This is a genomic window from Mesorhizobium sp. M7A.F.Ca.CA.003.01.2.1, from assembly GCF_003998945.1.
GTDB lineage: Bacteria > Pseudomonadota > Alphaproteobacteria > Rhizobiales > Rhizobiaceae > Mesorhizobium > Mesorhizobium ciceri.
Map to the genome: position 1 here is coordinate 1 of NZ_RZRA01000797.1, position 2,709 is coordinate 2,709.

Genomic DNA, 2,709 nt, shown 5'->3' on the forward strand with positions numbered 1-2,709 from the left:
CGCCTGTTGCCGAGGCTGCTGCTGAACCGACACCGGTTGAACCGCAGGCAGAGGCTGAAGCTGCCGAGACTGAAGCCGCAGCGGCAGAAGAAGTTGCACCGGCCGAGCTGGTGTCAAATGCCGCGCCGGCAACGGACGCCGCGCCGGACGAACCCGTGACGGTGACTGAAGCAGCCACCGGGGAACCCGCCCCGGAAGCCGAAGCGCCAAAACCCATCCTGTTGTGGCGTCAGGGTCGTTTCGAACAGCGCCCGCGCAACCGCGACGACAACCGCAGGAACAATCGCCCACGCAACGGACAAGCGCGCGGCCGAAGCGATGCGCCTGCGGACGCCGGCGCACCGAACGCCGCTGCACCCGGAGAGCGTCCGGCCCATGAAGGACGGCGCGATGGAGCCGGCAAGCCGCGCTTCGACCGCTCGAAGTTCAAACCCAAGCCGCAGGCCGAAGGCGAACAGCGACGTGACAGGCCGCAGGGCGAGCGTCCCGACCGCCGCGAAGGCCGTCCCGACTGGAAGGGTGGCAGGCCGGATGGCAAGGGTGGTCCGCAAGGCGGCAAGCCCGCCTTCCAGCCAAAGCCGCGCGAGGAGCGCCCGGTGCGTTTCGATCCGGATTCGCCCTTCGCCAAGCTCGCCGCTCTGCGCGACCAATTGAAGAAGTAGAACCCGGCTCGCTTCGATGGTTGCCGAAGGCCGCCAGCGCATCGACAAATGGCTGTTCTTCTCCCGCGTCGTGAAATCGCGCTCGCTGGCGGCGAAACTGGTCGTCGCCGGCCGGGTCCGCATCAATCGCGACAAAGCAGCGCAGGCTTCCGATCAGGTCAAGCCAGGCGACGTCCTGACCATCACGCTCGAGCGGCGCATCTTCATCTGGAAGGTCCTCGGCGCGGGTGCGCGACGCGGCCCGGCCGAGGAAGCCCGTACGCTCTACGAGGATATGTCGCCACCGCCCGCACCGAAGGGCGAAGCCCCTCCCGATGCAATTCCGGGGCTGCGCGAGGCCGGCAGCGGCCGCCCGACCAAGAAGGAACGTCGCCAGACCGACCGATTGCTCGGCGAAGATTGATGCCTGGCGTCCAAAAACAGGCGGCGCTTGCCAGGATAACGACGTGTTTGAAGCAAAACTGAACCCGGCAAACAGGAAGCCCTGCATGAGGTCGCCGGCCTCTGGGGCGCCGGCTGCCTGGAATTCCATTTCGAAACGCTGATGCCGACAGGAATGGCTGCCCTTGCAAGCAGCGGCCAAAGGCGTTACCTGACGGAAAAAGCCCAACAAAATGGGACGTCCCGGAGCCGACCGATGACCTATGTCGTGACCGACAATTGCATCAAATGCAAATACATGGACTGCATCGAGGTCTGTCCGGTCGATTGTTTCTACGAAGGCGAGAACATGCTCGTCATCCATCCCGACGAGTGCATCGACTGCGGTGTTTGCGAGCCGGAATGCCCGGCCGACGCGATCAAGCCCGACACCGAGCCCGGCCTCGACAAATGGCTGCAGGTCAATACCGAATATGCCGAGAAATGGCCCAACATCACCGCCAAGAAGGAACCGCCGGCAGACGCGAAATCCTTCGACGGCGAGGCCGGCAAGTTCGAGAAATACTTCTCCGCCGAGCCCGGCGAAGGCGATTGACAATACGGCCGGAAAGGCCGGTATTACGCAGGGTAAGAGGCACGTCACATTAACCGGCTTGACAGCCGGCGCCGGGTTGTGGCCTTCACGTATGCAGCAAAACCTTGATTCTTCCGACTTTTTGTGTTACATCAGCGAAACATGCCGGTGACACAACGTCGATTTATGGCGCAGACGCCCCAAATCACTGAAAGGTGAAAATCCCATTCGGACCAGAGCGATCTGGGCCAGGCGGTCGCGATGTTGCGGTTTGCCGGTCCGGCTTTTCCGATGGGTTCATCTGTTGTGCGGCTAACGGTCGGTTTCTCCGATCGCGCGAGTTCGGGCCGGCAGGACGCCGGTACCACAACAAGGAGTTCAGTGCGCAATGGCAACGATCACCCCGCAGAAGAAGTCCACCGCTGCGCGTCACGGTTTCAAGACCGGCGAGTACATCGTCTACCCGGCGCATGGCGTCGGCCAGATCGTCTCGATCGACGAGCAGGAAGTTGCTGGACACAAGCTGGAACTGTTCGTCATCGACTTCTCGAAGGACAAGATGCGCCTGAAGGTGCCGGTCGCCAAGGCGACCTCCATCGGCATGCGCAAGCTGTCGGAAGAGGATTATGTCGAGCGCGCGCTGAAGGTCGTGCAGGGCCGCGCCCGCGTCAAGCGCACCATGTGGTCGCGCCGCGCCCAGGAATATGATGCGAAGATCAATTCGGGCGACCTGATCTCGATCTCGGAAGTCGTGCGTGACCTCTACCGCGCCGACAACCAGCCGGAGCAGTCCTATTCCGAGCGTCAGCTCTACGAGGCGGCGCTCGACCGCATGGCCCGCGAGATCGCGGCCGTCAACCGCATGTCGGAAACCGAAGCCGTGCGCCTAATCGAGGTCAACCTCAACAAGGGCCCTAAGCGTGGCGCCAAGGCCGACAATGAAGAGGCCGAGCAGGAAGAAGCTGCCTGATCTTTCTCACCTTTCGAGAAATCCTGCGTGAAACGATTGGAGGCTCCGGTTTGACCGGGGCCTCTTTTGCTTTCGGGCGGCAGCTTCGATGTTGGTAGGCCCTGCGCACCAGCGTGCTGCAT

3 protein-coding genes and 1 pseudogene are annotated in these 2,709 nt (G+C 62.8%); all 4 read left to right on the plus strand.

Annotated elements, in window-relative coordinates:
- Window positions 1–662: pseudogene (locus tag EN969_RS25705) on the plus strand (helicase); the annotation flags it as partial.
- 16 nt (window positions 663–678) lie between these two features.
- A complete protein-coding gene (locus EN969_RS25710; RefSeq protein WP_013529181.1) occupies window positions 679–1,065 on the plus strand; it encodes an RNA-binding S4 domain-containing protein in 387 nt (128 codons plus the stop codon).
- A gap of 234 nt (window positions 1,066–1,299) precedes the next feature.
- Window positions 1,300–1,638: a ferredoxin FdxA gene (gene fdxA / locus EN969_RS25715; protein ID WP_013529180.1), complete on the plus strand. Its 339-nt coding sequence runs from the start codon at window positions 1,300–1,302 to the stop codon at window positions 1,636–1,638.
- A 367-nt stretch (window positions 1,639–2,005) separates the two neighbouring features.
- Entirely contained in the window at window positions 2,006–2,587 is a 582-nt protein-coding gene (locus EN969_RS25720; RefSeq protein ID WP_013529179.1) for a CarD family transcriptional regulator, read from the plus strand.
- Window positions 2,588–2,709: the final 122 nt, after the last annotated feature.

Coding starts and splice junctions, on each gene's coding strand:
- EN969_RS25710 (WP_013529181.1), top strand. CDS start 679: ATGGTTGCCGAAGGCCGCCAGCGCATCGACAAATGGCTGTTCTTCTCC.
- fdxA (WP_013529180.1), top strand. CDS start 1,300: ATGACCTATGTCGTGACCGACAATTGCATCAAATGCAAATACATGGAC.
- EN969_RS25720 (WP_013529179.1), top strand. CDS start 2,006: ATGGCAACGATCACCCCGCAGAAGAAGTCCACCGCTGCGCGTCACGGT.